The sequence below is a fragment of the Sinomonas humi genome, from assembly GCF_000802235.1.
GTDB lineage: Bacteria > Actinomycetota > Actinomycetes > Actinomycetales > Micrococcaceae > Sinomonas > Sinomonas humi.
The window spans coordinates 51,420-75,993 of record NZ_JTDL01000149.1; the positions used below are offsets into that span (position 1 = coordinate 51,420).

The following is a 24,574-nucleotide window of genomic DNA, read 5'->3' on the forward strand; positions in this document are numbered from 1 at the left end:
CGTGAGCCCGCAACGCCGTGTATTGCGGGCGGCTTTTAGTCTACGGGAGACACGCGTAGGGGCGTATCCGGGTTCCCCACTGCCCGAACCTCAACGGGCTGGGCAGCCCTTTCCCTCGCCTCGAATGCCTGTTCTTCGAGCGGCTTCACCTCAAGGGCCTGAGCTACTGCCGCTGCCAGGCTTCCCTCGTCGCCGACCACGATGTCCGACAGTTGGAGCCAATCGGCAAGGAGGCGCAACTCCTGCGCGAGTTCGACGGCAGTCTCTGCGGGGGCGTCTGCCTCGCCATGGACGGCGTGGACGAGGAGGGCTCCGCCTGCACGATCGGCTTTCAGATCGACCCTCGCCACCATCGTCTCGCCAAGCAGGAACGGCAGCACGTAGTAGCCGTATCTTCGGCGCTCGGCGGGCGTGTAGATCTCAATCCGGTAGTGAAAGCCGTAGAGCTTCTCGAGCCGTCGTCGTTCGAATACAAGCGAATCGAATGGGCTCAGAAGCGCTCTTGCCCCAGCACTCCTCGGGACACTCGCCGCGGCGTCCTTGAACAGCCGATCGCCCCAGCCGTGAACCTGCACTGGTTCCGCCTCGCCCCTGCGCACAAGTTCCGCGAGCGCCACCTCGGTGGCCTTCACAGGAAGGCGAAAGTAATCGGCGAAGCACCGGACCGTACCGATGCCGTGGGCCCGGAGCGCGGCGCGAGTCAAGACGAGTGCCGCCTCGTGCCGATCGAGACCCGCGCTCGTCTCGGCCTCGGGCGAGGTCGCCCGAGCCACGGGTGGCATGACCGCGGCGGTGAGCGCGTAGCGCCGCTCGAACGACGCCGTTCGGCCGGCCGAGCTCACGACGCCCTGCTCGAACAGGTGGCTGACTACGCGCTTGACGGCGTTCCAGTTCCAGCCCCAGTTGTCGGTACGCCGTTCCTCGACGTGTCCGAGGCGCTGCGTGAGCTGGGCGGCTGTGAGCGGGCGGCTCGATGCCAATGTGCTCAGAATCCGTTCCGTCAATTCGTCGCGCACTCCGGGGTCGAGGCGGGATGCGCCCACCCAGTCGCGCTTCTGCCAGAGTCTGAGCGCCTCGAAGTGTTCTGGCTTGATGAAGCTCGCCTCGTGCGCCCAGTACTCCACCATTCTTCTGGGGCTCTGCGACGACAGGCGGTCGAGACTCTCTCGGTCGTATGGACCGAGCCTTGAGAAGAACGGCAGGTAGTGGCTGCGTACGAGGACGTTCACGGAATCGATCTGAACCAGCTGGAGCCTGTCAAAGGTCCGGCCCAAGGCCCTCGCCGTGGCGGGGGCCTTGGGCCGTGGTCCTGAAAGTCCTTGTGCCGAGAGGGCGATGCGTCGGCCCTGCGAAAGGCTCAGGCCACCGCCCATCGGCTCTCCTTTCGCACCGTCAGTGGACGACCGCTCCTTCATCGTCAGAACGGTAGGCAAGGATGCGGTCCTCGACCGCGGCCTTGCCCGGCTCGCACGCCTGATCGAGGCTGATCACGCCGTAAGTCCACCCCCGACGACGGTACACGACAGAAGGCGTGTTGGTTTCGGCATCGATGAACAAGTAGAAGTCGTGTCCGACAAGCTCCATGTTGTCAACCGCGTCATCGAGGGTCAGCGTCGCCGCAGGGAAGACCTTACGGCGGATCAGAACGGGCGAGTTGCCTGCTGGGATATCGTTCTCCACCTCATAGGGCGACTGGCCATCGGACTCGGATTGATGGTCCTGGGTCTGAAGGGGCTCTCCAGCATAAATAGGGATGCTCCCACTGACCACGGGAAGCGATGCCGTTGCCGTCTTCACGGCCACCGGCGTGTGCTTGCCGTGGTGCACCTTGCGCCTGTCCTTCACCCGCCTTAAACGTTCAAGGAGCTTTCCGTAGGCAAGGTCGAAGGCCGCGAACTTGTCGGGGGCTGTCGCCTCGGCCCGGATCACCGGACCGCGCCCCGTGACCGTAAGTTCAACGGTCAGCTGATCGCCCCCTGATCGGGCACTCGTCTGCTTCGAGCACTTTGCATCGACGCGTTGCACCTTGTCGGCGAGGTTCTCGATCTTCTCGAGCTTCTCGGTGGCGTACTCGCGGAACCGGTCCGACACAGTCAGGTTGCGCCCGCTGATCTTGAACTCCATGGTGCCCTCCAGAAGACTACTCGGTCAGCCCGACGGGGGCTCGTGGGGGCCGCTGCTTGACAGTCGAGCCCCTTTCCTGAGCCGCTATCGAGAGGTTCCCCTCAGCCTGGAACCTAGTACCGACGTTAGTTGATCGTCACCGTTTGCACACCCCTTCTTGCCCTGAAATTCACTTCATGTCCGCTCAGAGCACCAAAGGACCCGCTTGGCGGGGCGCTTCGGGCACCACGGCGACGACAACCGCGCCAAGCACGACTGCACCAATGTCCTCGAGAGCCCGCTTGGCCTCTCGAAGGGTAGCGCCCGTGGTGAGCACGTCGTCGACAATGACGACGCGCCGGCCCGTCAATCGGCCTGACATGCGGCTCCTTCCGAGCGAAGCCACGGGCCAGAACCCGAGGTATCTCGCGCTGAGCGGAATCCGCACACAGAAACTCCCCGCGAGTCGCGCTCTTCGGTCCCTTCGTCCGAGGCCCTTCTGGCCTCCTCGCGAGGCGAATAGCGCCGTACTCGCCAGGCTCCGGAGGGTCGCTGCGAAACCCGCCCGGCGCCTCCCGAGAACGGGCGCAGGTCGCGCCCCGGGCGGCAGCAGGCTGTGCCGGGAGAGCCACCGCAGGAGTTCTTGGACCGGATCAAAACCCCTGCGGATGAAAGCCGCGCTGGTCGTGGGCACGGGCACCAGCCAGACTGCAGCGTGGGGGCGGGACTTGGGCAGCGCTGCCCTCAGGGCTCTGCCCAGGGCGGCCGCCAACTCGTCACGGAGGGCCGGAGTCCCATGGCGTTTGAAGGCAAGCAATGCCTGCGCGAGCTCGCCCCGATACAGGCCCGCCGCCACCGCGGCGAGGAGGACGCCGCCGTCGTACTCAAGAAGTGCCGGGGCGAGCTCCTCGCACCGGGCGGGAACCGACGTCGCCCGCCGAAGGCTCCGCGCGCAATCCCCGCAGAGAACCGTGTCGGGGACGCGGCAGGCGGCGCATTCCACAGGCACGAGGAGCGAAAGGAGTGCCGAGCTGCCTCGTTCGGCGGCCGTCAGACACCGACGAAGGGCGCCGGCCACGGGAGCGACGTGACGAGAGGGACTGCTCACCACCCCATGCTGCCCTGCGCGTGCCTTGAGCGGCCGCCGATCCAGGGACGATGTGGACGAAGCGCCTGAGCAGACTCGGTGGAGGAACAATCTGTGGAGGAACAATCAGCCCGGAAACGCGAGCTGCGTGGCCCCCTTGCCCTGCTCGGTCCACGACGTACGGACCAAGAGGAAGATGCCATCTGGAGTCATTGCATAGATCGCGGAATCTCCGTTGCCAGCCGAGAGCGACTGGATCCCCGTCAACGGGGAGATCTGGCGCGGTTCCCCGCCCTGAAGGCTTACGAGTTCGGGGGCCACCTGAGCCGTGGACGAGGTCTCAGAAACCACGATCGTCGACTCGTCGACCCAAAGCGCGATGTCGGGGTTCTTGGCTGTGACGGGGAGGGTGATGGGGTTTGTCAGCGAATGCGGCGCGCCGTCGGCACCGCGGACAATGCCAGCGACCTGAAGGAGGGTTTGGCCGTCGGCCTCGGAGAGAACCAGTGCGCGGACCCCATCACGGGAAACGCGGAGGGACTTGACCGTCCGCCCTGCGAGCCACGGCGCGGAGACGCTCGCGCGCGGAACTGTCGCGCTCGGGCTGGTGCCGACCGGCCTGAAGGCGACAATCTGTCCCGCTGCACCCGAATCCGGCGAGGCGGACCAGACCCAGTCATCGGGCGCGATCGACGGCGGCGCGAGAGACTGCCCGGAATCCAGGAGCCGCGCGGGCTGGCCAGGGACGATCGAATACAGGCTCCTCCCGTCGTCGCCCAGGAACGCGTAGACGTGTTGGGATGCAGCAGCGGCGGGATCCGACGGATCCAACTGCGAGACCGAGGAAAGACCGTCGATCTTCGAAGCCTGTTTCGAGCCGTATTGAACGAGCTGTCCGCCAGCGATGCCGACCTGCCATGACGGGACCTTCGGATCCACGAGCGGCTCCGGCGGCCGCGGCGCGGAGGGATCCTGGATCGCGACCTCAGTCTGATTGGTCCTCAGTGATACGTCCCCCACCGAGGGAAGTGCCGCGAACGTCCGCACAAGCTGGCTGTGCATTCGCTGCCGATCGGTGAAGGATGCGTCGCGCAATTCAGGCGTCAGGTCGACCTGGGCGACCCCTCCGACAATTGGCACGGACTCACGCTCAAGCTGAATTCCCGGTGGGAATGCGCTCGCGACGGCTGGCTTGAGATACGGCGCAGGTCCTGCGATGAGTGCGCTCACGAGGGACTTGGCGATGCCGGAATTGTCGATGAACCACCGCGCGTCAGGGACGAGGACGGTGAACGTCGGGTCGAAGAAGTAGATCGAGAAGGCTCGGTACAAGACCTTGAACGTCTCCTCGGGAATGACCGTGCCGTCTGGAATCTTGGAGAGCCGCCACTGGCCATCGACCTGTGCGACCTCCACATCAATGGACTGCTTCGTCCCCGGGGGGTACTGGGTCATGATTCCGTCCTGGTCGACGGAATACGCGACATCGAGCTCATATCGATAAGCGTTCGGGCGGCCCCCAGGGACCACGGTCGCACTGCCCCGATAGACGAGCGTTCGCTGGCTCGGCTTCCACGAGACGGCATTGGCCGGCGCGAGGAACTGCCGTGCGACCGTGAAGTCGTTCTGATAGCCCGAGCCTGCGTTGAAGAAGCCCTCGATGATCGATTGGGGCGAGGCTCCCGTCTGCGGCCCCGGGGGGATGTACTGCGGCGCGTTCCCGATCGCCGAACCGCCGTCATTGCTCGTCCCGACAGGGCCAGCGGTCGGGATCTGAGCGCAGGCGGACACAGTGAGAAGCGCAACGAGGGCAAGGGCCGCCCAGCGGACCGCGCGCATCAGCACGGTGGCAGGGCGCCGCGAGACGGACGACGACGAGGGCTCGGTCACGGCGTTCGGCCTCCGAATTCGGGGGGTGCTTCTATGCGTGGGGCTTCCAGGCGCGGGGCTTCTACGCCCGGCGAGGCGGTCGCTGGTCCTGAATTGAGCATCGTCGTCGTACCGACGACGACGTCGCGCGTCGCCCCGCGGACGAGGGGAAGTGCCCCGCCGGGGTCGAGGGCTACAGGCGATTCCACAATCGTCCCGCCGGCGTGCAGGGGCAGCGTGAGCCGGAAGCATGAGCCTTCGCGCCGCCGTCCCCAAGCCTGCAGCCAGCCGTTGTGAAGCTTGACGTCTTCGGTGGCTATGGACAATCCGAGGCCGGAGCCGCCGGTCTTGCGTGCGCGCGCGGGATCGGCGCGCCAGAAGCGGTCGAAGACGCGGGCTGCCTCCGACGGCGACATTCCGATGCCATGATCGCGGACCGAAACCCCTACGGCGTCGGCATTGGCCGCGACGAAGATCTCGACGGGCTTGCCCTCGCCGTGCTCAAGCGCATTAAGGAGGAGATTGCGGAGCACTCGCTCGATACGCCTCGCGTCCATGTCCACGATGATGCTCCCCGCCCTCGTATAGAGCCGGACCTCTGATCCGCAGGAGACGGCGATGGGGGCTGCCGTCTCGATGACGGCGCGCACGACGGCGACGATGTCCTGCGGTTCGACGTCGAGGCGGGCCGCCCCTGCATCGAATCGCGAGATCTCGAGAAGGTCGTTGAGCAGTGCCTGGAAGCGCTCCACCTGGTTGTACAGGAGTTCGGCGGACCGCTTGTTCACCGGGTCGAACTGCTCGCGCGCGTCGTACAGGACCTCGGCAGCCATGCGAACTGTCGTAAGGGGGGTCCTCAGCTCGTGGGAGACGTCCGAGACGAATCGCTGCTGCATCTGCGAGAGCGCAGCCAGCTGGTTGATCTGCTCCTGAAGGCTCGTCGCCATGTGGTTGAAGGATTTGGCGAGTCGAGCGACCTCGTCTTCGCCTTCGACCGCCATACGCTCCTCGAGCTGCCCCGCGGCGAGCTTCTCCGAAACGGCGGCCGCGTGGCTCACCGGGCTCACGAGGCTCCGCGTCACGATCCACACGATCGCGCCGATCAGCAGGAGGAGGAACACGCCGCCGAACCACAGGACGTTCTGCATCTCGTCGAGGGTCTCCTGCGCTGACTGGATGTCATACAGGAGGTAGAGCTCGTAGACCGTCCCGCCGAAGGTCACCTTGTTCCCGACCGCAATCGCCGGATGGATCGTGTTGTCGACTGTGAGGGGAATCGACTCCCAGAACTGCTCCGACTGCTGTGAGCCTTCCACGGCCTCTCGCAGCGACTGAGGGATATCGTTCTCGGTCCTGAGGTAGGACGCTCGGCTGTCCACCCACTGATTGCGCGGCTGGTCCTGATTCGGGACGGCAAGGAACACGTACTGACGCGGGGTGCCGGAATCTCGTGCCTCGAGCGTGGCCAATGTGTCGTTGACGAGCTTCAGGACACCCTGCTGATCACTGACCTGCGCGCCGTCGAAAGTCTCCTGGACCTGGGTCACGCTCTGGCGAGTCTGGACCTCGGCTTGGGTCAGGCGTTCTTGGAAGAGGCTGTTCGCGATCTGGTTGGACAGATAGATTCCGACGCCGAAAATCGACGCACACGCAAGGACGAGCGTGATGAAGACGGTACGGAACTGCAAAGAGCGACGCCAACGCTGAGCAAGCGCCGAACGAATCCGGCCGGGGACGCGGAGCAGAAGCCGGAGGTATTTCCGGCCGCCACGGCGAAGCCGCGCGGCGGAGATCCGGGCACGTCGGGCGGCGAGCGCCCCGCGACGCTGCGCATGGCGCGCCACAACGCGGGCGCGTGCCCAGCGGTCCTCCTGCTGTTCCATTCCTGCCTCGGTCTACGTCCCTGCCTTGTACCCGACGCCGCGGACGGTCAGGACGATTTCCGGAGCCTCGGGATCACGTTCGATCTTCGAACGAAGGCGCTGCACATGGACGTTAACGAGCCGGGTATCGGCTGCATGCCGGTAGCCCCAGACCTGCTCGAGCAGGAGCTCACGAGTGAATACCTGCCACGGCTTGCGGGCGAGGGCCACAAGGAGATCGAATTCGAGCGGCGTGAGGGCGATCGGGTCTTCACCGCGCCTCACCGTGTGACCCGCGACGTCGATGGAGACGTCGCCGATCCGGAGGGTCTCCGGCGTCTTCGCCTCTCCCGGGCGCAGCCGCGCCCGAACCCGAGCGACGAGCTCGGCGGGCTTGAACGGCTTCGGCACGTAGTCATCCGCGCCTGATTCCAGCCCTCGAACAACATCCGACGTGTCCGACTTAGCGGTGAGCATGACGATCGGCACATCGGACTCGGCACGGATCCGACGGCACACCTCGATCCCGTCGAGGCCGGGAAGCATGAGGTCGAGCAGCACGAGGTCCGGCTTCTGGGCACGGTAGACGTCGAGGGCCTCTGCCCCGTCCGCGCAGAAGACGGGTTCGAAGCCGTCATTGCGCAACACGATGCCGATCATCTCGGCGAGGGCCTCGTCGTCGTCTATAACCAGAATGCGTGCCTTCATGCTTTCCACTTTCCCGCACAATCCGCTGCGGGCCGTTCAGGCACGCCCGCGCGTGCGCTGTTCCATTCTAATCTGGCGCATCAGTGCGCCATCCGCCGCACCGGCGCACCATCCGCCGCACCAGCGCACCAGCTCTCCCGTTCAGCTGGGCCCAAGCCGGGTGGCTTACAATCGCCAGAGTGCCGCCCGTCTCCACCCTCCTGACCACCGTCACGCTCGACCCCGCCGCCTTGGCCCTCGCGTTGATCGCCGCGGTGCTCTACGGAGTGGGTCTGCGCTCGGCGAGCCGCCGAGGTGAGCGGTGGCCCCTCTGGCGGACACTCAGCTTCTACGTCTTCGGCATCGCCGCCTATCTCGTCCTCACCTGCGGCTTCACAGGCGCCTACGGCCGGGAACTCCGATGGGCGTTCACGCTCAAGCTCGCCCTTGTGTTCTTCGTGATTCCCCCGCTCGCGGGGCTCGGGCGGCCGCTCAGCCTCGCGCGCGCGGCCCTCGCCGATCGAGGACGCGAACGCCTCGACCGGATCATGGGCAGTCGCCCCATGCGCATCCTGGGCAACGCCTTCATAGCCCCGATTCTCGGCCTCGCCTTCTTCGGGACGTTCCTTACGCCACTGCTCTACACGTACCGCGCCGATGCAGTCGTGAGCGGAATTCTGAGCGTCGCGGTCCCGCTGCTCGGACTCTTGCTAGCACTGCCCATCACCGAGGCGGAGGGCTTCCAGCGCACCTCGAGCTTCATCATGCTCGAGTTCGTCTACGTGTTCATCGAACTTCTGGCGGACGCAGTCCCCGGAATCGCGCTACGGCTGAATGACAACGTGCTCGACCGAGTGACCCAATGGTCGGCTGGCGCTCCGAGCTGGTTCCCCTCCCCCATCCGCGACCAGCAGCTCGCGGGTGACCTCCTGTGGTTCATTGCCGAGATCGTGGATCTCCCGCTCATCATCCTCATGTTCGTGCGGTTCAGCCGGAGCGACCGGCGCGAGGCCCGCAGTTTCGACGAGCTGACCGACGAGGAGATGGATGCGCTCTCCGAGGCGCACCTCCGCCGACGGGGCGAGTAATACCTCAGCCGAACGCGAGCTGATTGACGGCGTCGGCGAGCTTCACGAGTCGGGTGAGGGCCGCCGTCGCCCGTTCCGGTGAGACGAGCCGAAGGCTATCGCTTGGGGTGACGCGGACGGCGCCCAGCGAGCGCTCCGCGAGTCCGAGCTGCCGCCACGGCCGAAGCAGCCGTTCCGCGATATCGTGCGTCGTCGCCGCCTGGGGCGGGTCGAGCGGAAGAATGCCCAGCCAAACGCGCGCCCCGCCCTCGACGGCGCCCGCGACGGACTCCCATTGCCCGACGCTCAGGGACTCGGCGGGGAGCGCGACACCGTCCGCGCCCGCCTCAAGGATGCGCTCGATGGGCGCCTCCCATGCCGGCGTCTGGACGATGACGTGCTCGGCTCCGCCGTCGTGCAAAGCATCAACCAGCCCGGACCATGCAGCCCTCGCCTCGGCTGGGGGCACCGCCCGCAAGGTCCTGTAGCCGCTCGCGGTCGGGAGCAGGCCCGCGATGACCTGGGCTGCGTCCGGCTCGGCGAGCTGCACCGTGAGCCTCGCGCCCGGCACCGCGGCGCGGACGCGCGCAAGGAATGGCGCGACGCCCGCCACGAGTGAGTCCGCGACGTCGCGGCGCGCCCCTTGGTCGGCAAGGACCCGCTCGCCATTGTGGAGATAGAGGCCGGCCATGAGGCTCAGCGGACCGAGTATCCGGACTTGGAGTCCCTCTGCACGAGATTCTTCGGTGCCTACCACGTCGGCCAGAACGTTGAGGTCGGTCGCGAGCGCTGATGCCGCCCTCGCGGAGTCACGTCCGGGCCGCTCGACGAGCCGCCAGCCGTGCGGCTGCACGTCGGCGTAGAGGTCCACGAGCAGGCTCGCGGTGCGCCCTACCGCATCCGAGCCGACGCCGCGCTCTGGCAATTCGGCGAGGAACGGCAGGTGAGGACCACCGAGCTCGCCCCGAATGGCCTTCTCTGCTTCGACAGGGTCAGTCCCCGGCCACTCGCCCAGACCAGTGGCAGTGACCTGAGCCGGCACCGTTGGCTCTGACGACATCCGTCAGGCCTGATCCGTCAGTCCAGCCTCATCGGCCGGGCCGTCGTAGGCGGGGGCATCGGGGTTCTGGCGCGAGTGATGGTCCTCCGAGATCGCCTGATGATGCCGGATGACCTCGCTGATGATGAAGTTGAGGAACTTCTCCGCGAACGCCGGGTCCAGCTGCGCGTCCTCCGCGAGCCGCCGGAGGCGCGCGATCTGCGCGGCCTCGCGATCAGGGTCGGCGGGCGGCAGGTGGTGCTTCGCCTTGAGCCAGCCGACCCGCTGGGTCACCTTGAACCGCTCCGCAAGGAGGAAGACGAGTGTCGCATCGAAGTTGTCGATGCTCGAACGGATGGAGAGCAGCTCCTTCATGACGGCGGGGTCGACGTTGCCCTTGAGGGAGCTTGCGGTCGGATCGTATTCCTCTCCGGCTTCGCTCTCTGCCGACTCGGGGCGGGCGTCATCACGGGGCTGCTCGGTCATGGTGCAAGTCTAGGTTGCCCAGAAGGCATGCGAGGACGACGACGGCGCGAGCCACCCGCCGTCGTCGTCCTTTCGCTCCGGTTTCGGCTCGATTCAGCCGCCCAGCAGTGCGCGGTGAGCCTTCCGGCGTTCGGCCTGCTGCACGGGGTCGGGGACGGGAAGGGAGGCGATGAGCCGCTTCGTGTAGGCGTCCTGGGGATCGTTCATGACGCGGCTTCCGATCCCCTGTTCGACGAGCCGGCCCTTGTAGAGCACCCCCACCCAGTGGCTCAGCTGGTCTACGACCGCGAGGTCGTGGCTGATGAACAGGGCCGCGAAGCCGAGTTCGGCCTGGATTTCGCGGAACAGCTCGAGCACCTTGGCCTGGACGGAGACGTCCAGGGCCGAGGTCGGCTCGTCCGCGACGAGCAGTCGCGGCTCGAGGGCGAGAGCCCGGGCTAGAGACGCTCGCTGGCGCTGGCCGCCCGAGAGCTCATGCGGATACCGCGACGCGTACGACGCCGGAAGCTGCACCGACTCCAAGAGCTCGGCTACCCGGCGGCGCAGCTGCGCCGGCTGCAGGCGCAGGTGCACCACGAGCGGCTCCGCCACGCACTCCCCGATCGTCAGCTGGGGGTTGAACGAAGCCGCCGGGTCCTGGAAGACGAACCCGATCTCCTTCCGGAGGGGCCGGAAGGACCTCTCACGGAAGCCGACCATCTCGTGGCCGAGGACCTTCAGGCTCCCGCCCGTGGCGCGGTTCAGCCCCGCGATCGTCCGCCCGATCGTCGTCTTGCCCGAGCCGGACTCGCCGACGAGACCGAAGACCTCGCCCGCGGAGACCGTGAACGAAACGCCTTCGACAGCGCGGAACGCGGGCGAGCCGAGCCGTCCCGGGTAGACGATCTCGAGACCCTCTGCTTCGACGAGGACCTCCCCGCCCTGGTGGAGGCGCTCGGCGACCCCCTCGGAGGCGGAGTCGCGCCCGAGGTGCGGGACGGCGGCCAGAAGCCGGCGCGTGTAGTCCTCGCGTGGCTCGGCGAAGAGCTTCCGGACCGGTGCCTCCTCCACGACCTCGCCCTGGTACATGACGACGACGCGGTCGGCGAGGTCCGCGACCACGCCCATGTTGTGGGTGATGAGCACGATCGAGGTGCCATACAGGTCCCGCAGGTCGCGCAGAAGCTCGAGGATCTCAGCCTGGACGGTGACATCGAGCGCCGTCGTCGGCTCGTCCGCGACGATGAGCTCCGGGTCGAGCGCGAGGGCGGCCGCGATGACGACGCGCTGCTTCTGGCCGCCCGAGAACTGGTGCGGGTAGTAGTCCACGCGCTTCTCCGGATCGGGGATGCCCACCTTCCGGAGGGCCTCGATGGCCCGCGCCCGGGCCTCCTTGCGGCCCACCCGATGCCCCTGTTGGCCCCCGCCACCCCGAGCCCTATGGGCACGGATGCCCTCCATGATCTGCCAGCCGACCGTGAAGACGGGGTTGAGCGCCGTCGAGGGCTCCTGGAACACCATGGCCACATCCCGGCCCCGCAGTTCGCGCAGCTTCGCGGCCGAGATCGAGACGACGTTCTGGCCCTTGATCACCACGGCGCCTGAGCTCGTGGCGGTCTCGGGCAGGAGGCCGAGGATCGTCTTCGCGGTCACGGTCTTGCCGGACCCGGATTCACCCACGACGGCGACGACCTCGCCGGCCTTCACGTCGAGGCTCACGCCGCGGACGGCACGGACCTCCCCCGCGTCCGTCGCGAACGACACCTCGAGGTCGTCGATGTCCAGCACGGTCTCTGCTTGCACAGCGGGACGCACGTCAAGCTGCTCGCTCATGCCTGGCCTCCTTCTTGGCCGGTGGATGCTTCCGCGCCCGCAGCAACGCCGGGTACAGCATGTGCCGCCGGCGCCACCGAGTCGGAGGTGCGGGCCGTCGTCGTACGCTGCTTGCGGCTGCGACCGCGCGTGCGGAGCCGGGAGTCAGCGAGGTCGTTCATGCTCTCGCCCACGAGCGTGAGCCCGAGCACTGTCAGCACGATCGCGAGGCCGGGGAACACACCGGTCCACCAGATGCCCGCGGTGACGTCACTGATCGCCTTGTTGAGGTCGAAGCCCCACTCGGCCGCGCTCGTCGGCTCGATGCCGAACCCGAGGAAGCCCAGACCCGCGAGGGTCAGGATCGCCTCGGAGGCGTTGAGCGTGAAGATGAGGGGGATGCTCCGCGTCGCGTTCCGGAAGATGTGCCGCGCCATGATCCGCCAGCTCGAAGCGCCCAGGACCTTCGCGGACTCGACGAACGGCTCGGCTTTGAGGCGGATGGCCTCCGCGCGCACGACGCGGAAATACTGCGGAATGAAGACGACGGTGATCGAGATCGCGGCTGCAAGGATGCCGCCCCACAGGCTCGACTGCCCGTGGCTGATGACGATCGACATGACGATTGCCACGAGGAGCGACGGGAACGCATAGACGGCATCGGCGACAACAACCAGGACGCGATCGAGCCATCCGCCGATGTACCCAGAGGCGAGGCCCAAGGCGACACCCGCGAAGATCGACAGGGCTACGGCGACGACGATGACGAGCACCGCCGTCTGGGCCCCCCACACCACGCGGGAGAACACATCGAATCCGCCCACCGTGGTGCCCCAGATGTGCTGGGCGCTCGGAGGGTCCTGCGTGGGGAAGTCGCCGCTGGCGTCCGAGATCTGGGAGAAGCCGTAGGGGGCGACGAGCGGCGCGAGAAGGGCCATCAGCAGGAAGATCGCCGTGAGCACGAGGCCGGCTATGAGCATCCCGCGCTGGAGGCCAACGCTGTTGCGGAGGTGGGAGAGAACGGGCAGCCGCCGCCAGAGCGGCTCGCGCCGCTCGAGCTGCGGAAGGGTCTGCGTGGTCATCAGTACCTCACCCTCGGGTCGATCAGCGCGGCGACGACGTCCACGATGAAGTTGGTCACGGCCACAATCACGGCGAGCAGGACGACGATGCCCTGCACAGCGACGAAGTCCCGCGCTGTGAGGTACTGGGCGAGCTGGAAGCCGAGTCCCTTCCATTCGAACGTCGTCTCGGTGAGGACCGCGCCGCCGAGGAGGAGCGCGATCTGCAGGCCCATGACCGTGATGATCGGGATGAGCGCCGGCTTGTACGCGTGCCGCGTCACGAGACGGAACTCGCTCACACCCCGCGAGCGGCCAGCCTCGACGTAGTCCCGTCCCAAGGTGCCGATCAGGTTGGTGCGGACGAGACGGAGGAACACGCCGGCCGTGAGGAGGCCGAGGGCGAGCGCGGGCAGAATGGCGTGCGACTCGACGTCCCAGAACGCAGACATGTTCCCGCTGCGGAGTGCATCGAGCCAGTAGATGCCCGTCGGCTGCGCGAGGCTTGTCAGGGCGATCTCAGTCGAGGTCGAGGCGCGACCGGCGACGGGGAGCCAGCCTAGCCAGACCGAGAAGACGAGCTTCAGCAGCAGGCCCGCGAAGAACACTGGGGTCGCGTAGCTGAGGATCGCGAAGATGCGGAGCACGGCGTCCGGGGTCTTGTCTCGGCGGTGCGCCGCGATCATTCCGAGCGGGATGCCGATGATGAGGGCGACGACGACCGCGTTGATGGCCAACTCGAGCGTCGCCGAGCCGAACGTGGCGAGCATCTCGGTCACGGCTCGGTTGTCCGAGATGGTGCGGCCGAAGTTGCCGGTGAAGATCTGGCCGAGGTACTGGAAGTACTGGACGAGGATGGGCCGGTCATAGCCTGCCTCGTGGATGCGTTGGGCGAGCTGGTCCGCGGGGAGGCGGCCGCCGAGGGCTGCCGTGATCGGATCGCCTGTGATCCGCATCAGGAAGAAGACCAGGGTCACGAGGATGAGGATCGTGGGGAAGATCAGCAGGAAGCGGATGATGAGGTAGGTCGCGAGCCCGCCGCCCTTGCGCTTGGCGGCCGGGGCGGGAACGCCGGCGGCCTCTGGGGGCGTCTCTGTCAGTGCGGTCATTCGGGAAATTCCTTAGCGGGTGGTTCCTTGGCGGGTGGTTCCGAACGGTGGTTCCTCCGCACGGCAGCGGCGGGACGCTGTAGCATCCCGCCGCTGCGCTGGGTGGGGCTGAAAGCCGTTACTTGCTGAGCACCCCGAGGCGGAACTTGAACGACGGGTCGAGCGTCGTGTCGACGCCCTTGACGTTCGTTCCGGCCACGGCGATCTGCGCGCCCTGGAGGAGCGGCAGGGTCGCGAGGTCCTTCGCGACATCGTCCTGGATCTGGCCGATCTGCTGCTCGCGGGACGACTTGTCCGGGTTCGTGGCCTCTTGAGAGATGAGTCCCTGGACAGTGGTGTTCGAGTAGTGGTTCTTCAGGAAGCTGTTCTCGGTGAAGAACGGCGTGAGGTAGTCGTCCGGATCCGAGAAGTCAGGGAACCAGCCGAGCTGGTACATCGGGTAGACGTCCTTCGTGCGGTCCTTCGAGTAGGTGACCCACTCGGTGGACTGGAGGTTGACCTTGAACAGGCCAGAGGCCTCGAGCTGCTGCTTGACCAGGGCGTACTCGTCGCCCGACGACGTGCCGTAGTGGTCCGGGTTGTACTGGAGGTTGATGCTCACGGGTGTCTGGACGCCGGCCGCCTGCAGGGCCTGCTTCGCCTTGTCAGTGCTCGGCTTGCCGTTGCCGTCGCCGTACATGCTCTTGAGCGGCGTCGTCGCGCCCGGGAATCCGTCCGGAACGTACGAGTAGAGCGGCGTGTAGGTGCCCTTGTAGACCTGCTGCGCGATCGCTTCGCGGTCGACGAGGTCGGCCATCGCCTGACGGACCGCGAGAGCCTTGGAGGGATCGGCGTTGGGGGTCTTCGCGCCGTAGGGCATCGTGTCGAAGTTGAACACGATGTAGCGGATCTCGCCGCCCGGGCCCTTGTAGACCTTGACCTTGGAGTCCTTGGCGAGGCTGTCGACGTCAGTTGCGGTCAGCGAGCGCCATGCGACATCGATGTTGCCCTGCTGTACGTCGAGCTTGAGGTTGTTCGAGTCCGCGTAGTACTTGAGGTTGACCGTGTCCGTCGCGGGCTTCCCGAGGAGGCCCTGGTAGTCCGGGTTGGCCTTGAAGGAGACCAGCTGGTTCTTCTGATAGGTGGTGATCGTGTAGGGACCGGCGAAGGCCTTCTTCGAGATGATGTCGTCGTCGTTCATCACCTTGTCGGCCGGGAACACCTTGTGGTCGACGATGGGTCCGGCCGGGCTCGTGAGCACCTGCGGGAACGTCTGGTCGTTGCCCTGCTTGAGATGGAAGACCACGGTTGTCGGATCCGGGGCGTCGACGCTCGCGAGGTTGCCCAAGAGCGATGCCGGGCCGTTGGGGTCGTTGATCTTGAGCTGGCGATCGAACGAGAACTTCACGTCCGTCGAATCAAGGGTGTCGCCATTGGCCCACTTGAGTCCGCTCTTGAGCTTGACCGTGTAGGCCGTCGGGGACGTGAACGAGGCCGAGGTCGCGATGTCCGGCTGGGGGTCCGCGCTGCCGGGCTTCGAGTTCATGATGAACGGATAGATCTGGTTCATCACCATGAACGAGCCGTTGTCGTACGAGCCGGCGGGATCGAGGAACGTGACTTTGTCGGTGGTTCCGACGGTGATCGAGCCGCCGCCTGAGGAGCCGCTCTGGGCCGAGCTGCCTCCGGACGGGCCGGTGCAGCCCGTCAGAGCCAGCGCAGAGATGCCGAGGAGCGCAAGGGCGCTCCGTACGGCTGAGGTGGTCTTGCGCATGGGGTTTGGTGACCTTCTCTTCGAAGTTCTGGGCTCACGCCGCCTGTGATTCAGCGCACAGCCCGAGTGCACACAGCATTCAATCACGTTTTCGAAGATGTGAAAGCCTCGTTTGAGGAGATTGAAACGATAGATTCACATCTTTCGGATCAACCAGCGAAAAAGACCCGCGAGGACGACGACGGCGGGAGCGGCCGCCGTCGTCGTCCTCGGGTGGATACTCGGGAAGGTCAGCCGGAGTAGGGCACCTTCTGCCAGCTCAGGACCGGCTCGTCCTTGCCCGCCGCCCCATTGGAGCTGACCGTCACCCGCAGGTAGTTGTTGGCGTTCCCCGCCCCGTCAACCGTGATCCGCTGGAGGTTGTCCGCGCGGCCCGTCAGAGAGCGGGCCGCGAAAGCGAGCGCGCGGCGTCGATCGTCGCCTGGCCGAGCACCCTCGTCCCCTGGTACAGCACGACGGTCTGTCCAGGCGCGACCCCGCGAAGGGGAGATTCGAGCATGACGACGAGCTCGCCGTCGTCCGTGCCCTCACCGCCCTCTGCTTCCGCGCGGAGGACCACCCGCGCCTTGGACGGCAGGGGCTCGCCGTGTGCTCGCACTTGAGCCGCGCAGGCGAACTCCTCCCCCGACGCTGCCTCGGCGAGTGGAACGCCGGCCCAGGAGATGCGGATCCCGCGGATCTCATCGACCGCGAGGAGCTGCTCGGGCCCGACGACAACGGTGTTCTCCTTGGGCCGTACCTCGAGGACGAACCTGGGCTTTCCGTCGGGCGCGGGCCGGCCGAGCCGGAGGCCGCGGCGCTGGCCGACCGTGAAGGCGTTCGCGCCGCTGTGCTCGCCGACCTTCTGTCCGTTTTCGTCAAGGATGTCGCCCGAAGTCATCTCGATCTTGTCGGCGAGCCATCCCCGAGTGTCGCCGTCAGAGATGAAACAGATGTCGTGGCTGTCCGGCTTCTTGGCGACGGAGAGCCCGCGCCGCTCGGCCTCCGCGCGCACCTCTGCCTTCGAGGGGGTGTCGGCGAGCGGGAAGAGGCAATGCTCAAGCTGCTCGCGCGTCAGCACGCCCAAGACGTAGGACTGGTCCTTGGCCCAGTCAGCAGCCCGGTGGAGCTCAGGGTTTCCCTCGGCGTCGCGGACCACCTTCGCGTAGTGGCCCGTGCAGACCGCGTCGAAGCCGAGGGCGAGGGCCTTTTCGAGGAGAGCCGCGAACTTGATGCGCTCGTTGCAGCGCATGCATGGATTCGGCGTCCTCCCCGCGGCATACTCGGCGATGAAGTCGTCGACGACGTCCGCTTTGAACCGCTCCGAGAAGTCCCACACGTAGAACGGGATCCCGAGCTTGTCGCACGCGCGCCACGCGTCATTCGAATCCTCGATGGTGCAGCAGCCGCGGCTTCCCGTCCGCAGCGTTCCCGGCATGCGGGACAGGGCAAGATGGACCCCGACGACGTCGTGCCCGGCCTCCACGGCACGGGCCGCTGCGACGGCGGAATCCACTCCCCCGCTCATGGCTGCCAGAACTCGCACCGGTCTATTCTAGCGGCGGGGCCGGCTCACCCCGAGTCCGTCCCAGTACAGCTCCGCATGGAGGCGGGTCATGGACGAGCATGGCATAGTGATCGCGGGCGGCGGCCTTGCGGCCGGGAGCGCCGCCAAGACCCTCCGCGCGGAGGGCTGGGACGGCCCCATCACGGTTGTCGGGTCGGAGCACCGCGAGCCGTACCTGCGCCCTCCACTTTCCAAGGAATTCCTGCTGGGAAAGGCCACGGAGGAAGAAACGGCGGTCAATCCCCCGGGCTGGTACGACGAGAACGGCGTCGAGCTCCGCCTCGGCGAAACGGTGAGCCGGATCGTGCCGGCCTCACGGGTAGCGGCCCTCGCGAGCGGGGAGCTGCTCCACTACCGAGCGCTCCTTCTTGCCACCGGCGCGCAACCGCGCACGCTCGACTTGCCCGGCTCACAGCTCGAAGGAATCGTGACGCTCCGGCGCTTCGAGGACTCCCTCGCCCTTCGGTCCCAGCTCGACGACGGCGGGAAGCAGGTCGTCGTCGTCGGCTCGGGATGGATCGGCATGGAGGTCGCGGCGGCCGCACGAACCTACGGCAACGAGGTCATCGTGCTCGGGCGGGCGAAGACTCCGCTGGGCCAGCTCGAACCCGAGCTCGGGGACTACTTCCGAAGGCTGCACGAGTCGGAGGGGGTCGGCTTCCGGCTGGGGACGCATCCCGCCGAGTTCAAGGCGTCCGACGATCACGCGACCGACAACGCCGGCTGCGTCCGATCCGTCGTGACCGATTCGGGCGAGCGCCTCTCGGCAGACCTTGTGCTCGTTGCCATCGGTGTCGATCCCGACGTCGGACTCGCACACGACGCCGGGCTGCTCACGGGGAACGGAGTGATCGTGGACGCATCGCTGCGCACATCGGCGGAAGGGGTCTTCGCTGCCGGCGACGTCGCCAACTCAGTCCAGCCGTTCACCGGAGACCACGTGCGGAGCGAGCACTGGTCGAACGCCCTCAACGGCGGGAAAGTGGCCGCAAAGTCGATGCTCGGCAAGCCTGCCGCCCTCGACATCGCACCCTACTTCTACACTGACCAGTTCGGCCTCAGCCTCGAGTACTCCGGCTACACGCAGCGGGCTCGCGGGGCCAAGCTCGTACTCAGGGGCTCTATCGAGACAGTCGACTCGGGCCTCGAGGGCTTCGTCGCGTTCTGGATCCGCGACCGCCAGGTCGTCGCCGCGATGAACGTCAACACTCCGCGTTCGCAGAAGGCCCTCAAAGCGCTCATCGCCTCGCGCGCCGTCGTCGATGAGGACCGTCTCGCCGACCCTGAGGTTCCGCTTGCGGAGCTCATTGCCTGAATGCGAGTTGGCCTAACGGACGGACGCCGTCCTGATAGTGCTCTCATGCCCCGCCATCCCGGCCTGGCGCGCCTGTTCGAACGCGCGTCCGATGATGGCGACGAGCGCGTCGACGTCCTCATCGGTGGACGACCAACCGAGGCTGAAGCGCTGGGCGCCCCGCGCTTCGTCCTCAGTCAGGCCCATCGCGAGGAGGACGTGTGACGGCCGCGGGACGCCCGCCGTACAGGCCGAGCCTGTCGACGCCTCGACGCCCATCATGTCCAAAAGGAAGAGGAGCGAATCCCCCTCGCACCCGGGGAACGTGAAGTGGGCAATACCCGGGAGTCTCACCGCACCGTCAGACGGGCCGCTCAGGCGGGCATCGGGGACCGCCGCCCGCACGCCTTCGATGAGCCTGTCCCGAAGGACCGCGAGGCGAGGCCCCTCCTGCTCGATCCGGCCGACGGCGTCGGCGGCAGCGGCGGCGAACGCGGAGGCGCCAGCCGCGTCGAGGGTCCCCGACCGGAGTCCCCGCTGCTGGCCACCCCCGTGCTGAACCGGGGTCACCGTCGCGTCCCGGCGCACAGCGAGGGCACCCACGCCAACGGGTGCGCCGATCTTGTGCCCGCTGACTGCCATCGTGGCCAGGCCCGACGAGGCGAAATCAAGCGGTACGTGGCCGAACGCCTGAACCGCGTCCGAATGGACGGGAACGCCGTATTGTGCCGCGAGCGCGACGATCTCGGCGACGGGCTGGAGCGTGCCGACCTCGTTGTTGGCCCACATCACTGTGATGAGGGCAATGCTCTCGGCGGCACGCTCGAGCTCGGCGCGGACTGCCTCCACGCTCGTGATCCCACCCGCATCGCAGGGGAGCCAGACCGCTTCCGCCCCTTCGTGCCGCTCGAGCCACTCGACAGTATCCATGACCGCGTGATGCTCAATGCTGGAGCACAGGATGCGCTTACGCTCCGGATTGCTGTCCCGGCGCGACCAGAAGAGCCCCTTGACCGCGAGGTTGTCGGCCTCCGTGCCTCCAGATGTGAAAACCACTTCGGAAGGATGGGCGCCGAGCGACGCCGCGAGCGACTCTCGCGCGTCCTCAAGCACGCGCCGCGCGCTCTGGCCCACGGCATGTAGCGAGGACGGATTGCCTCCGCGAGCAGCCTGCTCGGTGAAGGCGGCGAGGGCGCGAGGCGTCACGGGAGTCGTAGCGGCGTGGTCGAGATACACGGGCACCCTTCCACTTTAGGCCGGTCCAGCCTGCGGGCGGCGAGAACGCATGCGCCGCCTAGGATTGACTCATGACGCCTGGCCTGCCCTCCCACTATGAGGTGCTCGGCGTCCCCGTCACTGCCTCCCTCCAGGAGATCAAGGCCGCCTACCGTCGCGCCGCCCGGGTCCATCACCCCGACCACGGTGGCGATCCCGCCGAGTTCCGACGCGTCACCCTCGCCTACGAGGTGCTCTCAGATGCCCAGCGGAGGGAGTCGTACAACCGCAGCTACTTCGCGGCGTCGCCACAGCGGGAGCCTGAGACCGCCGCCTGGAGCGCAGGCCCCGGCGGGACGGACGACGGCGGGGCGCGCCCGCCGTCGTACGCGGCCTCCGGCTTCACGGCCAACCGCAGGCAGTCCGGAAGCCGCCCCCAGCGGAACCTCGCCGGCGAACCAGCCGTGTACGAGCCGCCTTTCTCGGACGGCGTCGTGCCGCTTGTTCCGCTTGACCTGGCGCGGCGGCCCGAGCATGGCGAACCTCGACGCCGCGGGATTTTCGGCGCGGCGGCCCGGATCGAGCGAGAGCAGCGGACGGCTGCCCTGATCCGACGCAGCATCCTCGCCGAGATCCCCTCGGCGCGTCTCGTCAACGGCCTCATCTCGCCCGACGGGCGCTCCTACGTCGCGCACGCCGTGCTTGCGGGATACCGGCTCGCGCTCGTCGACTCGATGCTTGTCCCAGTCGGCAACTACGCGTGGGACGGCGCTCATCTCCTGCATGGCGGGCGAGCCGCAGCCCCACCTCTGCTCGCGGGCCAGGTGCGGTCCTTCCAGGAAGTGTTCCCCGAGCTCAACGTGCACGGTTTCGTGCTCGTCCAGACCCCGGACGCCAGCGTGCATCAGCCGGTGATCGACGTGCACAGGAGCGTGACGGGCGGGATCGAGCCGCTCAACGCCTCGAAGTTCGTGCGCGAACTCAAGTTCTTCCTTGCGGCCGGACCGCAGCCGAACGTCGTGTATGTGCCCGCCCTCGCCAGGCTCCTCACGGGCCTGCACTAGGTCCGAACGCGCGGCGCCTAGGATGGAGGGCGTGTTCCGCATCCTCTTCTACACCCCCGAGATTCCGGGCAATACCGGCAACGCCATTCGTCTCGCCGCAGTGACCGGGTCAGAGCTCCACCTCGTCGAACCGCTCGGTTTCGACTTCGAGGACACGAAGCTGCGGCGCGCGGGACTCGACTACCACGACCTCGCCGTAGTGACGGTGCACAAGAACCTCGACGAGGCGTTCGCGGCGCTCCTGCCTTCACGCGTCTTCGCGTTCACCTCGCACGGCGACACTCCCTTCGCCGATGTAGCGTACGTCCCCGGCGACGTCCTGTTCTTCGGCCCCGAATCCGTGGGCCTTCCCGAGGACGTCCTTGCCGACCCGAGGGTGACAGCGCGGGTGCGACTGCCCATGGTCCCGGCGCGACGTTCGCTCAACCTCGCCAACTCCGCCTCGATCGCCCTGTACGAGGCGTGGCGGCAGAACGGGTACGCGGGCGCGCAGCTCTAGGCTTCCGTCCCGCATCCCTCTCCTGTGCGAGGGGTCAGAAGCCTGCGATGGTCTCCGGCGAGTTGACCGTGACCACGTGGAAAGCCTCCGCCAACCTCCCCGCCTGCAGGCCCGCCCCGGCTGCGGTGGCGGCGAGCCTGGCACGGACGAAGCGTTCCGTGGCAGCGATATCGGGGTGCTGGCTGAGGTGCACGCGAATCGCCTCGAGCTTCGCTTCCACATGGTCGGTGATGTCAACGACGTGGTTGACCCGCTCCTCTGGAGCTCCGTAGAGCCACAGCCAAGGGACGCGGTAGGCTGCAAAACCCGCTTCCTCGAGCTCGGGGTAGGCGTAGGGGTTCTCCGTCGCGGGGTAGATGGCCCGCGTCACGGCCTCGCCACTCGCGAGATGATCCGGGTGGGACATCTGGAGGCTCGACCAGTTGCGCTCGGGATGCTGGGCAATGACGACGTCGGGACGAAGCATCCTGATGAGCCGGACGACGTCGCGCTGCACCTCGTGCGTGGGCTCGAGATAGCCGTCCGGGTAGCCCAGGAAATGCACCTCGCTCACCCCGACGCGTGCGGCGGCGGCGCGCTGTTCGTCCCGGCGCATCGCGACGATCTCGGCGCGGTGAGCCGGATCGAAACCGCCGGCATCGCCGTCGGTCATGATGCCGTAGTGCACCTCGATCCCCTGGGCGACCCACGCTGACACAGTTCCGGCCACACCGAAGTCCAGGTCGTCAGGGTGGGCGCCAAAGGCGAGCACCTTCCCCACATCGTGGGGCCCGGGAAGGCCGCCCCGAGGGATGGCCACTAGGCTCGACGCCGCTTGATCTCTTCGGTGGCTTGGGGAAGGACCTTGAACAGGTCGCCGACGACCCCGAAGTCCGCGATCTCGAATACGGGCGATTCGGGATCAGAGTTGACTGCCACGATGATCTTCGCTGTCTGCATGCCAGCCTTCTGCTGGATTGCCCCCGAAATGCCAGCGGAGATGTAGAGCTGAGGAGAGACCGTCTTGCCCGTTTGCCCGACTTGGAAATCATGGCTGATCCACCCGGCGTCCGTCGCGGCGCGGGAAGCCCCAACCGCGGCGCCGAGCGCATCGGCGAGTTCCTCGATCGGCCCGAAGTCGCCATCTGTACCGCGACCACCGGCGACCACGATTGCGGCCTCCGTCAGCTCGGGGCGACCGCTTCGAGGGCGATCCGTTCGCCCCGTGATCCGCGCGGCGTGCGCGAAGGCGCCTTGCGGTACCTCGACCGTCGTCACTGTGGGCGAGCCTGCAGCAGGTGCTGCAGCAGCCTCTGCCGCGCCTGGCTTCACCGTGAAGACGGCAACCGGGCTCGTTGCCTTCGCACTGACCTCATACGAGCCGGCAAGCACCGACTTGTGGGCAGTCCCGTCGGCTTCAAGCGCGACGACATCGGTAATGACGCCGGCATCCAACCGCACGCCGAGACGCCCCGCAATCTCCTTGCCCTCGAACGAGTTGTCGAGGACGATCGCGCCCGGCTGGGCAACTGCCGCGACTGCCGCGAGCCAAGCGGCCTGCGGGGCGACGAGGTAGGACGAGAGATCTGACTCATCGGGGGTGTAGACGGTCTCAACACCGTGTTCGCCTAGCTGCTGGACGACGGCGTCGCTCGGGGGTGTGGCGACGGCAGCGGAGACGGGCCCGAGTATGCGGCCCGCTGCGAGGAGGTCGAGCTGGGGCTTGCGAAGGCCTTCGGCGGGAAGGACGTCGAGGTAGACGAGGGTTGCGGTCATGGTCATCTCTCCCTCTAAACGAGCTTCTGGGCGGCCAGGAAGTCGACGAGCTTCACGCCGGCGTCTCCCTCGTCGGTGATGATGGTTCCGGCTGTGCGCGCAGGACGCGGCTCGGCCTGCTCAACGCGAGTGAGCGCACCCGCGGAGCCCACCTGCCCCGCATCGAGGCCGAGGTCCGCCAGGCTGAACGTCGCGATCTTCTTCTTCTTCGCCGCGAGGATGCCCTTGAAGTTCGGATAGCGCGGTTCGTTGATCTGGTCGGTGACGGAGACGACCGCCGGCAGATCAGCCTCCACGGTATCGGACGTTGTTCCGCCGTCGCGCCGGATGACGGCCGTGCGCCCCTCGACCTCAAGGCTCGAGGCGAACGTTAGCTGCGGAAGGCCGAGGCGCTCGGCAAGCTGAGCGGGGACGAGCGACGTCTCGCCGTCGGTCGAGGCCATGCCTGCGACTATGAGGTCGACATCGCCAATCGCACGGAGCGCGGCAGCGAGCACGAGCGACGTTGCCCATGCGTCAGACCCGGCCAGAGCTTCGTCAGTCACGTGGACGCCAGAAGAAGCACCGATCTGGAGCGCCTTCTTGAGGGCGTTGGCTGCGTCCGCGGTGCCCATGGTGAGGGCGATGACCTGATTGCCGGCCTTCTCCCCGCCGCGAGCCTCGCTCAGCTGCAGGGCGGCTTCCAGCGCGTATTCGTCAAGCTCAGACAGGATGCTCTCCGAGCGCTCGAGCGTCCGGTCAGGACCGATGTGACGGTCGAACTGAGCGTCAGGGACGTGCTTGACGAGCACGACGATCTTGAGGGTGTCTCCCACGGTTGAGGACCTTCCGTAGTGTTGCGTCCGTCGCTGGTGGCGCCCGACGGCGCCGGTGTCGCGGTCAAGCCGCGAATGGCCACGGTGTGCGCACCGCGCTCCCGCGACCTTAGCTAACCATACGCGCTGGGGCTGCCACCCGAAGGGCGCCGCGCACGGCGTGAACTCTCGGGAGCGTCACGGAACGCCACGGAATGTCATGAAACGACGCGGTGCGGTCCGGGGACCTCCGCCGGGCTAGAGGGACTGCAACGAGCAGAAGGCTCCGCTCGCGGCCCTTGTTGGGAACGCGAGCGGAGCCTTCTGGGACTACCCGCCCACCGGTTGCCGGTCTTCGGGGATCAGGAGGTGGCGGTCCCCACCGTGACGTTGACGGTCATGCTCTGCCCATTGCGGTTCAGCGTGACCTTCACAGTCGAGCCCGGCGCCGTCTGACGCACTGCGGCGGTGAGCCCGCTTGCATCTTCGATGG

General features: G+C 67.1%; 21 protein-coding genes. 4 read left to right on the forward strand and 17 right to left on the reverse strand.

All coding sequences use genetic code 11. The features are described from left to right. Window positions 1-35: 35 nt before the first annotated feature. The 6 genes from LK10_RS19135 to mtrA form a co-directional block, all read right to left on the reverse strand. A complete protein-coding gene (locus LK10_RS19135; RefSeq protein ID WP_081998692.1) occupies window positions 36-1,373 on the reverse strand; it encodes a winged helix-turn-helix domain-containing protein in 1,338 nt (445 codons plus the stop codon). A gap of 19 nt (window positions 1,374-1,392) precedes the next feature. Beyond that, window positions 1,393-2,124 carry a ribosome hibernation-promoting factor, HPF/YfiA family gene (hpf, locus tag LK10_RS19140; protein WP_043127437.1) on the reverse strand — a complete coding sequence of 244 codons (732 nt, stop codon included), beginning with the start codon at window positions 2,122-2,124 and terminating at the stop codon, window positions 1,393-1,395. Between the two features lie 184 nt (window positions 2,125-2,308). Continuing rightward, window positions 2,309-3,211 carry a ComF family protein gene (locus LK10_RS19145; RefSeq protein ID WP_156144270.1) on the reverse strand — a complete coding sequence of 301 codons (903 nt, stop codon included), beginning with the start codon at window positions 3,209-3,211 and terminating at the stop codon, window positions 2,309-2,311. 105 nt (window positions 3,212-3,316) lie between these two features. Then, on the reverse strand, window positions 3,317-5,080 hold the full coding sequence (locus LK10_RS19150) for an LpqB family beta-propeller domain-containing protein (RefSeq protein ID WP_231567849.1): 1,764 nt from the start codon (window positions 5,078-5,080) through the stop codon (window positions 3,317-3,319). Continuing rightward, a complete protein-coding gene (gene mtrB, locus LK10_RS19155) occupies window positions 5,077-6,942 on the reverse strand; it encodes an MtrAB system histidine kinase MtrB (protein WP_081998693.1) in 1,866 nt (621 codons plus the stop codon). Before mtrB ends, LK10_RS19150 begins: the two co-directional genes overlap by 4 nt. A 12-nt stretch (window positions 6,943-6,954) precedes the next feature. Next, a complete protein-coding gene (gene mtrA / locus LK10_RS19160; protein ID WP_043127440.1) occupies window positions 6,955-7,629 on the reverse strand; it encodes an MtrAB system response regulator MtrA in 675 nt (224 codons plus the stop codon). A 179-nt stretch (window positions 7,630-7,808) separates the two neighbouring features. Between mtrA and LK10_RS19165 the strand changes: the two genes are divergently transcribed. After that, on the forward strand, window positions 7,809-8,696 hold the full coding sequence (locus LK10_RS19165; RefSeq protein WP_052207597.1) for a cytochrome c oxidase assembly protein: 888 nt from the start codon (window positions 7,809-7,811) through the stop codon (window positions 8,694-8,696). A 4-nt stretch (window positions 8,697-8,700) separates the two neighbouring features. Here the strand turns inward: LK10_RS19165 and LK10_RS19170 are convergent, their stop codons facing one another. From LK10_RS19170 to mnmA, 7 genes are all read right to left on the reverse strand, one after another. Further along, a complete protein-coding gene (locus LK10_RS19170) occupies window positions 8,701-9,735 on the reverse strand; it encodes a uroporphyrinogen decarboxylase/cobalamine-independent methonine synthase family protein (RefSeq protein WP_043127444.1) in 1,035 nt (344 codons plus the stop codon). Between the two features lie 3 nt (window positions 9,736-9,738). After that, window positions 9,739-10,200: a chorismate mutase gene (locus LK10_RS19175; RefSeq protein ID WP_052207598.1), complete on the reverse strand. Its 462-nt coding sequence runs from the start codon at window positions 10,198-10,200 to the stop codon at window positions 9,739-9,741. Window positions 10,201-10,293: 93 nt separating this feature from the next. Beyond that, window positions 10,294-12,012 (reverse strand): dipeptide ABC transporter ATP-binding protein, encoded by a 1,719-nt coding sequence (locus LK10_RS19180; RefSeq protein ID WP_043127447.1) that lies wholly within the window; start codon window positions 12,010-12,012, stop codon window positions 10,294-10,296. Further along, the gene (locus tag LK10_RS19185; RefSeq protein ID WP_052207599.1) at window positions 12,009-13,073 is read right to left on the reverse strand and encodes an ABC transporter permease; all 1,065 of its coding nucleotides are present in this window, start codon (window positions 13,071-13,073) and stop codon (window positions 12,009-12,011) included. The genes LK10_RS19180 and LK10_RS19185 overlap by 4 nt, the downstream gene beginning before the upstream one ends. Next, on the reverse strand, window positions 13,073-14,161 hold the full coding sequence (locus LK10_RS19190) for an ABC transporter permease (protein WP_043127450.1): 1,089 nt from the start codon (window positions 14,159-14,161) through the stop codon (window positions 13,073-13,075). The genes LK10_RS19185 and LK10_RS19190 overlap by 1 nt, the downstream gene beginning before the upstream one ends. Window positions 14,162-14,279: 118 nt before the next feature. Beyond that, complete coding sequence (locus LK10_RS19195; RefSeq protein WP_043127453.1) at window positions 14,280-15,914, reverse strand: ABC transporter substrate-binding protein; 1,635 nt, start codon at window positions 15,912-15,914, stop codon at window positions 14,280-14,282. A gap of 376 nt (window positions 15,915-16,290) precedes the next feature. Continuing rightward, the gene (gene mnmA / locus LK10_RS19200) at window positions 16,291-17,439 is read right to left on the reverse strand and encodes a tRNA 2-thiouridine(34) synthase MnmA (RefSeq protein WP_081998694.1); all 1,149 of its coding nucleotides are present in this window, start codon (window positions 17,437-17,439) and stop codon (window positions 16,291-16,293) included. Window positions 17,440-17,509: 70 nt separating this feature from the next. Between mnmA and LK10_RS19205 the strand changes: the two genes are divergently transcribed. Continuing rightward, the gene (locus tag LK10_RS19205; RefSeq protein WP_043127459.1) at window positions 17,510-18,775 is read left to right on the forward strand and encodes an NAD(P)/FAD-dependent oxidoreductase; all 1,266 of its coding nucleotides are present in this window, start codon (window positions 17,510-17,512) and stop codon (window positions 18,773-18,775) included. 12 nt (window positions 18,776-18,787) lie between these two features. On the opposite strand, the gene LK10_RS19210 is transcribed toward LK10_RS19205, so the two are convergent. Beyond that, window positions 18,788-19,996, reverse strand: coding sequence for a cysteine desulfurase family protein (locus LK10_RS19210; RefSeq protein ID WP_043127462.1), 1,209 nt, complete (start codon window positions 19,994-19,996; stop codon window positions 18,788-18,790). Between the two features lie 65 nt (window positions 19,997-20,061). On the opposite strand from LK10_RS19210, the gene LK10_RS19215 reads away from it, so the two are divergent. Together LK10_RS19215 and LK10_RS19220 are read left to right on the forward strand one after the other, a co-directional pair. Then, window positions 20,062-21,033, forward strand: a complete 972-nt coding sequence (locus LK10_RS19215) for a J domain-containing protein (RefSeq protein WP_043127465.1) — start codon at window positions 20,062-20,064, stop codon at window positions 21,031-21,033. Window positions 21,034-21,064: 31 nt separating this feature from the next. Further along, window positions 21,065-21,532: a tRNA (cytidine(34)-2'-O)-methyltransferase gene (locus LK10_RS19220; RefSeq protein ID WP_043127466.1), complete on the forward strand. Its 468-nt coding sequence runs from the start codon at window positions 21,065-21,067 to the stop codon at window positions 21,530-21,532. Window positions 21,533-21,566: 34 nt separating this feature from the next. Here the strand turns inward: LK10_RS19220 and LK10_RS19225 are convergent, their stop codons facing one another. The 3 genes from LK10_RS19225 to LK10_RS19235 are packed head-to-tail and all read right to left on the reverse strand — an operon-like array spanning window position 21,567 to window position 24,102. After that, complete coding sequence (locus LK10_RS19225; RefSeq protein WP_052207600.1) at window positions 21,567-22,331, reverse strand: PIG-L deacetylase family protein; 765 nt, start codon at window positions 22,329-22,331, stop codon at window positions 21,567-21,569. Continuing rightward, window positions 22,331-23,287 (reverse strand): electron transfer flavoprotein subunit alpha/FixB family protein, encoded by a 957-nt coding sequence (locus LK10_RS19230; RefSeq protein ID WP_043127534.1) that lies wholly within the window; start codon window positions 23,285-23,287, stop codon window positions 22,331-22,333. Before LK10_RS19230 ends, LK10_RS19225 begins: the two co-directional genes overlap by 1 nt. Before the next feature lie 14 nt (window positions 23,288-23,301). After that, window positions 23,302-24,102 (reverse strand): electron transfer flavoprotein subunit beta/FixA family protein, encoded by an 801-nt coding sequence (locus LK10_RS19235; RefSeq protein WP_043127468.1) that lies wholly within the window; start codon window positions 24,100-24,102, stop codon window positions 23,302-23,304. Between the last annotated feature and the right edge of the window lie 472 nt (window positions 24,103-24,574).

Bases quoted from the DNA above. Each gene is read 5' to 3' on its own strand.
- LK10_RS19135 (WP_081998692.1), bottom strand. From the start codon at position 1,373: ATGGGCGGTGGCCTGAGCCTTTCGCAGGGCCGACGCATCGCCCTCTCG.
- hpf (WP_043127437.1), bottom strand. From the start codon at position 2,124: ATGGAGTTCAAGATCAGCGGGCGCAACCTGACTGTGTCGGACCGGTTC.
- mtrB (WP_081998693.1), bottom strand. From the start codon at position 6,942: ATGGAACAGCAGGAGGACCGCTGGGCACGCGCCCGCGTTGTGGCGCGC.
- mtrA (WP_043127440.1), bottom strand. From the start codon at position 7,629: ATGAAGGCACGCATTCTGGTTATAGACGACGACGAGGCCCTCGCCGAG.
- LK10_RS19170 (WP_043127444.1), bottom strand. From the start codon at position 9,735: ATGTCGTCAGAGCCAACGGTGCCGGCTCAGGTCACTGCCACTGGTCTG.
- LK10_RS19175 (WP_052207598.1), bottom strand. From the start codon at position 10,200: ATGACCGAGCAGCCCCGTGATGACGCCCGCCCCGAGTCGGCAGAGAGC.
- LK10_RS19180 (WP_043127447.1), bottom strand. From the start codon at position 12,012: ATGAGCGAGCAGCTTGACGTGCGTCCCGCTGTGCAAGCAGAGACCGTG.
- LK10_RS19185 (WP_052207599.1), bottom strand. From the start codon at position 13,073: ATGACCACGCAGACCCTTCCGCAGCTCGAGCGGCGCGAGCCGCTCTGG.
- LK10_RS19190 (WP_043127450.1), bottom strand. From the start codon at position 14,161: ATGACCGCACTGACAGAGACGCCCCCAGAGGCCGCCGGCGTTCCCGCC.
- LK10_RS19195 (WP_043127453.1), bottom strand. From the start codon at position 15,914: ATGCGCAAGACCACCTCAGCCGTACGGAGCGCCCTTGCGCTCCTCGGC.
- LK10_RS19205 (WP_043127459.1), top strand. From the start codon at position 17,510: ATGGACGAGCATGGCATAGTGATCGCGGGCGGCGGCCTTGCGGCCGGG.
- LK10_RS19215 (WP_043127465.1), top strand. From the start codon at position 20,062: ATGACGCCTGGCCTGCCCTCCCACTATGAGGTGCTCGGCGTCCCCGTC.
- LK10_RS19230 (WP_043127534.1), bottom strand. From the start codon at position 23,287: ATGACCGCAACCCTCGTCTACCTCGACGTCCTTCCCGCCGAAGGCCTT.